The 6,800-nt window shown below is 37.5% G+C and carries 7 protein-coding genes and 1 pseudogene; 3 read left to right on the forward strand and 5 right to left on the reverse strand.

Annotated elements, in window-relative coordinates:
- Nucleotides 1-640: pseudogene (locus H515_RS0111925) on the reverse strand (VapE domain-containing protein); the annotation flags it as partial.
- Between the two features lie 376 nt (nt 641-1,016).
- On the opposite strand from H515_RS0111925, the gene H515_RS0111935 reads away from it, so the two are divergent.
- Both H515_RS0111935 and H515_RS0111940 read left to right on the forward strand, forming a co-directional pair.
- Nucleotides 1,017-1,304 (forward strand): helix-turn-helix domain-containing protein, encoded by a 288-nt coding sequence (locus tag H515_RS0111935; protein ID WP_004335658.1) that lies wholly within the window; start codon nt 1,017-1,019, stop codon nt 1,302-1,304.
- Between the two features lie 12 nt (nt 1,305-1,316).
- Complete coding sequence (locus H515_RS0111940) at nt 1,317-1,598, forward strand: helix-turn-helix domain-containing protein (RefSeq protein ID WP_004339656.1); 282 nt, start codon at nt 1,317-1,319, stop codon at nt 1,596-1,598.
- Between the two features lie 298 nt (nt 1,599-1,896).
- Here the strand turns inward: H515_RS0111940 and H515_RS0111945 are convergent, their stop codons facing one another.
- The 4 genes from H515_RS0111945 to H515_RS0111960 all read right to left on the reverse strand — a co-directional run bounded on the left by H515_RS0111945 (nt 1,897) and on the right by H515_RS0111960 (nt 5,549).
- The gene (locus tag H515_RS0111945) at nt 1,897-3,132 is read right to left on the reverse strand and encodes a C10 family peptidase (RefSeq protein ID WP_004335662.1); all 1,236 of its coding nucleotides are present in this window, start codon (nt 3,130-3,132) and stop codon (nt 1,897-1,899) included.
- An 8-nt stretch (nt 3,133-3,140) separates the two neighbouring features.
- Nucleotides 3,141-3,602 carry a hypothetical protein gene (locus H515_RS0111950; RefSeq protein ID WP_004339658.1) on the reverse strand — a complete coding sequence of 154 codons (462 nt, stop codon included), beginning with the start codon at nt 3,600-3,602 and terminating at the stop codon, nt 3,141-3,143.
- Entirely contained in the window at nt 3,599-4,840 is a 1,242-nt protein-coding gene (locus H515_RS0111955; protein ID WP_004335666.1) for a hypothetical protein, read from the reverse strand. The genes H515_RS0111950 and H515_RS0111955 overlap by 4 nt, the downstream gene beginning before the upstream one ends.
- Nucleotides 4,841-5,132: 292 nt before the next feature.
- A complete protein-coding gene (locus H515_RS0111960) occupies nt 5,133-5,549 on the reverse strand; it encodes a hypothetical protein (RefSeq protein ID WP_025878088.1) in 417 nt (138 codons plus the stop codon).
- Between the two features lie 370 nt (nt 5,550-5,919).
- On the opposite strand from H515_RS0111960, the gene H515_RS13620 reads away from it, so the two are divergent.
- The coding region (locus H515_RS13620; RefSeq protein ID WP_036891956.1) for a site-specific integrase at nt 5,920-6,800 on the forward strand (881 nt) is incomplete at its 3' end.

A 6,800-nucleotide genomic window follows, 5' to 3' on the forward strand; every position in this document is an offset into this window, starting at 1 on the left:
GGCACTCACGGTCGTCCATTGCATTGGCGACCACTGCCACGAGCCATTTGGTGAGATATGGTAGCCATTTTTCATGATTGCGCATCACAACGCAACTTGCCAGTTCGGGAATGGCTTTCAGTGAAAGGGAAGAAATATCACAACAGCAATTGTTTTCATTATTGCCACTACTTTCATGATTACAACTATCGCTATTGCCACTATTATTACCACAGATATTACCAATATCCGTCAAGGGCAATCCCTTGAAATACTCCTGTATAGGGTTGATACGTGGAGAGAAGCTGCTCTCTATAATGGAATAGAGGTTGTCGGAAGATGTGATAATCCCCACATCGTTGTCAAGTTCCCTGCGGAGTGTATTGATTTCATAGCGACCCACTTTTGAGAAGTGAGCATCTTCCTTGCTTCGGTATTCGGTTCGCCCCAACACCGTGTTGTATCTGAACTCATAATAAGAGGAGAGATAAGTTTCTATCTCACCATTTTTGGAGGAAGTCTTCCTTTGCTTGGGCGTATTATTTTCGTCCACTGAATTGCCTTTATCTGCGTTTCGTTTCATTATATGCTTGGTTTGGTTTCCGAGAGTGAAGTTATGAAGAGAACTGGAAAGTTCCAAGCATTCGGAGAGTGCTTGCATAATGTTGCGCAAATTGGCAATGAATTTCTCACGGATTTTTGACAAGAAACTGTTGGAAAGTATGGATTTAAGCCCCAAACAAGAGGACAAGTGTGTAAAGAATGCAAGAAAGGCAGGTGGTAATTTGCTACAATACGCATCGTATTGCGTTGGCTAAAAGGATATGATAAAATGGAGTAAAGAGACAAAGAAAGAGAGCGACAATCCTTTTGCCATTTCCATGTTTTTCCCTCTATTTCCCTGCTGTTCCCTCGTGCTTTGAAGTATGGCAAACACTCTCTACTTTTGCAGGCAGAAATATGCGGTGAAACGCAAAACGGACAAAGGTTTTATTAAACCAACAAGACAGAAATACAAACAAAACAATAATAAAACTATGGGATATTTTATCATTACGGATTCAAATTGGGCAAGACTGAGGGATGAGATACTCAATCTTGCTCAGACCTGCCACAAAGCTTTCGGAGAACAGAGTCAGCACACCGATTGGCTGCACAATGGGGATGTATGTCAGCTACTCAACATCAGCAAGCGCACCTTGCAGCACTACCGTGATACGGGCGTGCTACCGTTTACACAAATCGGGCACAAGTGCTATTACAGGCGTGAGGACGTGGAGCGGTTGTTGCAGACAAAATCGGAGAAATCAAAGAACAACAAATAAAATAAGAGGACAATGGAATCAGTAAGAGATTTGAACATGGATGCGGACGAGATGCAGGTGGTGCTGTCCGCCATAAGAAGTGTGAACAAACGAATAAAGGAAGTAGCACAGACACACAAACCCTTGTTTGGCGGTGAACACTTCCTCACAGGCAAGGAGGTGTGTGAGCGGCTGTACATCAGCCCTCGCACCTTGCAGGACTATCGGGACAGGAAGATTATCCCCTATACGCAGTTTGCTGGGAAGATACTCTATAAGTCTTCGGATTTGGAGAAAATATTATTAAGGAAATAACTATATGGAATATCACGATGACTATATAATATAAATATATGCCAAAACTCCACTTTTAAAAGGATAATCCTCTAATCTTAAATGAGAGTACTCCAAAATATGGGAACAGAGCCGTATCATATTTTTTATAAAGTTTGATACGGCTCTGTTAGATTTAGCATTACTACCTGTAACTATTTATGAGGTGATTTTTATCTTGATATATCCTTCCTCATCTATCAAAGAAGCTATATTTGTCGTAACATAAGAAACTATATGTCTTAATCTTTCGATAATACAGTATAAATATTTTTACAACTTAAAAATCATCATAATCCGTATCTATATGGAAATTATAAACTTTCATCATAAGGTCATATTGCCTGGGAGAATCTTCTTTCCATGTCTTATCATCATATAGATAATAGCCATTTGCAGATCCGTTCCAGCCAAAATTTATATAGTATAGGGTCTGCCCATTCATTATTTTGTACCCATCCAAAAGCATGCAATGTCCAGAACTTGGCATATCAATTCCCAGTTTTTTCCATAACCAGCCATTACTGCGCTTTTTGCCCGATAAGAACGAAAGACCATAGGAATTATTTTTCATATTGTTACTAATATTATTCCAATCAGTATCATAGCTGAACATTCCACCTAAATAATCGCCTAAGAATTTCATAGCTTTTTTAGTGTCAGTCCCCGCAGAGCCATCCTTATCGTATGATGTACCAATATTTTCTGCTATTCTTTTTATAATATTTGAAATGTCGTCTTTTTCACTTTGAGAAGTAAAGTAATAACCATACTCCTTTGTCTTCAGTTTGCTCCAAGAAGTCTTTAATCCATACCCTTTGAATACACCAAAATCATTCTTTAGCACTGTCAGTGCTTGGACAACTGCAATAGGTACACAGCCCGCAGCAGCTCGTCCATTAGAAGCATATTTCCCATTTGATGAAGGTGACTGTAAATTGAAAGGATTACCCTGTCCCCACCTTACATTACATTTTTGGGGCACGGATTCCTCATATCTTTTTGAGCTTCTTGTTTCAGGCTGGTCCCAATGAGAATTTATGGGCGCATCCGGAGTCATTCGGTTGTAAACTGATGTAGCTGCCGTCCCAAGCATAAAAAGAAAAGATTCTGGTAATTTTTCTTGCTCTATCAACTTTCCATGAAGAAACTTTAACTCGATGTTATTAAAATGCGCATAAATAGGTTCGGCTCTCTTGTCACCTGCAATAACGATAGTAGAGCCGTCTGAGATTTTGACAAAATACAATAAGTTCTGTGGATTACTCTCTTTCTGTATTCCTCTTGTCGTATTATCTTGCGCATTAATAGAGTCAATACCAACAATCATACAAGCATTATTTGTAGATCTTGTGTTACCCGCTTGTAAATAGCCATTAACTACTTTTTCTATATCACTTTTCCCGACCTTAAAACTATTTTCTTTAACAATCGGAGTTGTCTGTTTTTGAGGAAGCTCTTCTTGATTGCATGAAACAAGAAGTGCTAAGGATAAAAATAAAAATATTTTTTTCATATCTTTTGCTATTTAAAAGTTATTCCAATAGTGGATATTCCATCAGGAACACTAAATCCAAAGGAAATTGCTACAGGTACTTGCTGGATGCTATTTTTGTTCAATTGGACTTTATATTTTCCTGTCTGTACCTTGCTTATTGTCATAAAGTCAAATTCTATTTTCTGGAGTATGCCATTTTTACAATAAATTGTGGCTTTATTCCCATCAGAAAGTTCTACGACAGTCTGTTCCTTTGATAAAATCTCTTTGGTTATTCTTTTTGATACTTCAGTGTCATTCTTCCCATAATCAATCCTAAACTCATACATCGCATAATCACCTTCCATAAACTGGAAAAAGCCTTCTGGATGTGCAGTGGATAGTTCTATCTTACTTGGGGTAATATTTGGAATTCTATTCCTATCTTCGTCAGAGCAGGAAACCATTATAATAACGGCTATGAATAGCAGAATCCTTTTTATCATCATTGCGGTAAATATTTAGTCGTGTGAATATTAAGAGTTCTTGTCTTATATGGGGCTCCATACCATTCTGTCCAATGTGTATCTTGGAAGCGACCTGCATTTTTCCTGTTAAAATCCAATACATAACCAGATACAATTCCATAATTACCAATGGGACCTACTACATGGATATAATAATCTCCATTGATTTTTTTGTATCCGTCAGCTAAAAAGAAACTAAAATTATAGTAAGAAGTGTGCCTAAAAAAGGTAGGATGTTTTCTATCACGATACCCATATATATATGAAATGCCTGTTTCCAATCTTAAGTTATTAAGCATATTAAACCAGTCTGTATCATAAGACAAACTTGGAATTCCATCTGCACCCGAAAAGAAATTCTTTACAGCTTCAAAAGCCATAAGTCCTGATATTTCAGAGTTCGGCATTAATTTAAATTGTGGAATTCTATTAGACATCTCAACGAAATCTGTATACATATCTCCTTTTAATTGCGTAACATCTAATTTCTTTGCTCGTTTCCATGAAGCCTTTAGTTGGTATTTGTCAAAACTTCTAATTTCTTTTCCATCAGGTATTGCAATACAAAGAGCATGAATAGTCCAAGGTCTTATATCTTGTGAAGAAAAAGTATTGTAGTTCTTGTGGTTCTCGTTGTATTTATATGCATCTGTAAATCTATAGGCTAATTTAGGGAGAACTTCGTCATTGGAATCTCCAGCTCGGGTATTTAATTGTTGCCTATTACTGTAATAGCTGTTTACTTGGTTATTATTTGTTGTTTTATTTTTTACATCAACTATATAATTTTCCATTAGATTACCAATAATTTCAGGGATACTATCACCTACAAATTCTCCCTTTTCATTTATTTTCAAATTGAGATTGTCAAAATGTGCATAAACAGGCTCTGCTCTTTTGTCGCCACCTACTACCACGGTTGATCCGTCTGACATTCTCACAATGTACAACAAGTTATGTGGGCTGTCAATTGTTGCTCTGGTTGCACTGTTAGCATCGTTACTAATAGTGTCAATTTCTGCAATTTCGCAAGAAATTCCTTTTGCCCTTGTCCGTGTCGAATAAAAATAATCAACGACAACCTTCTCAATATCACTTTGTGTGACATTGAAATTTTCTTCGGACAATTTTTGACTCACATTCTCTTTTTCATTGTAGATTTCCTCATTACTGCAAGAGAAGAAAGCAATAACAGATAGTAATAATAAAATTTTTTTCATGTCCTTATGTGTTAAATGTTTATAGGTTATAATTTTTCACCAAAGTTACATAAAAAGAAAGATACACAAAATATTCAATAGTGGGTATTTTATCTAGCTAACCAGCAAAGAAGTCTTTGAAATATTTCCAAAATGAACAATCAGTCCTATTTTACCATAGTTAGTAGTAGATTGGTAGTAAGATAATTCGCAACATAATAACGGTCCCACAACATCTTCTCTTTCACCGTTTTACCCTATTTGTAGTTATGTAGTAGGATAATATCGGTGAAAGAAAAAAGATATAGATAATTTAATGCTGTGTATCTCCAAAAAGAAATACCGGTGTTAAAGTTGTTGTCGGTCGCTGTAGTTCATTGATGATATACTTTCTGACGAAGTGGGCTCCTGTGCTATCCAATTGGAAAGACAGGGCAATAATGATTGGGAGTGGATAAAGCGATGCATAACCTGCCAACTCCTTATCTCTGACTGTTACCCTCTCAACTGTACTCCTTTCTTCAGGATGCAGGTTGGAGGATTTTATTATCGTTTGCAACCTGTGGTTGAGTTTCCTCCATGTTACCCCGAAGAACTTCACAAGTTCACTCTCTGTCATGGCTATCTCTCCGTTTCCTTTGCGAATGACTTGCATTTTGCTGCCCCAATCAAAATAACTACGCTGATTGGAAGTGTTTGTTCTTATTTTTGGATTGTTGTTTGTCTTCATGCCGTTTTCTCCATTTTACAGATTACAATATCCGAAGGTTCACAAGCCTCTCTCTCCGCAAATAGGCTTCAAAAGGACTTCACAAAGGTTGTCAATTTAGCCTTCAAAAATTTGCTAATCGTTGTAAAATCAAGGTTTTACAACGATTTTTCTTTGTATATACCTCTATCGCCTGACGGCATAACCCTATGTTTTGACAATCATCATTCGGTCAAATTCTGCTACATAAACTGCTACACAAAAATTGTAGCAATAAAAAATGTAGCAATGACGGGATTTTGAATACCATATTGACGGCATCAACTCTTTCTTTTTCAATGTATTAAGTATTAACTTTGCAGCCGAGTGCTACACAAAAGAATGATGCATTATGAGAACAAATTTCAAGGTGTCCTTCTACCTACGTTCAAACTATGAGAACAAAGAAGGAAAGTCGCCTGTAATGCTCCGTGTATTCCTTAACGGAGAGATGGCAAATTTCGGATCTACGAAAATCTTCGTGGACAAGACAGTATGGAACAATGCCACAAGTCGGCTCAAAGGTCGGACGGCTGAAGCTTTATCCGCCAATGCCGCATTGGACTCTATTTCTGCTACACTGAATAACATCTATCACAAATTTGAGGACGACTCCTCCCTGTCATTGGAGAAAATCCGATCTTATTTTGTGGGAAAAGACAGAGAGTATACAACTTTCCTCCCTGTATTCGACAGATTCAACGAAGACATCAGGCAACGCGTCGGACACACCATCAGCAAAGACAGCCTACAAAAGTACAGCGTTTTAAGAAGGCATTTCGCAGAATTCCTTATTCATAAGTATGGAAGAAAGGATGTAGGACTGACAGAGTTCACACCATCCGTGGTACAGGATTTTGAGTTATATCTGAGTACAGTGGCAGGTTGCGCTTACAACACATCAGTCAAGAAGATGAAGGCACTCAAGACCGTAACTATCTATGCTCAAAAACGTGGTTATCTTCTTCACGACCCCTTCCTCAATCATCGTTTTCACTTGGAGCCTGTCAATCGAGGTTTTCTCACGGATGAGGAAATTATGAAGATAGCCAACAAGGAAATTGCTATTCAACGCTTGGAGTTAGTAAGGGATGTTTTCATCTTTTCATGTTTCACAGGTCTAGCATATATTGATGTTTCCAATCTCACACCAGACAATATCGTAACACTTGATGATAAGCAGTGGATTATGACCAAGAGACAGAAAACAAATGTGGAGACAAATGTTTTATT

Origin of the sequence: Prevotella corporis DSM 18810 = JCM 8529 (assembly GCF_000430525.1) — a bacterium.
GTDB classification, from domain to species: domain Bacteria; phylum Bacteroidota; class Bacteroidia; order Bacteroidales; family Bacteroidaceae; genus Prevotella; species Prevotella corporis.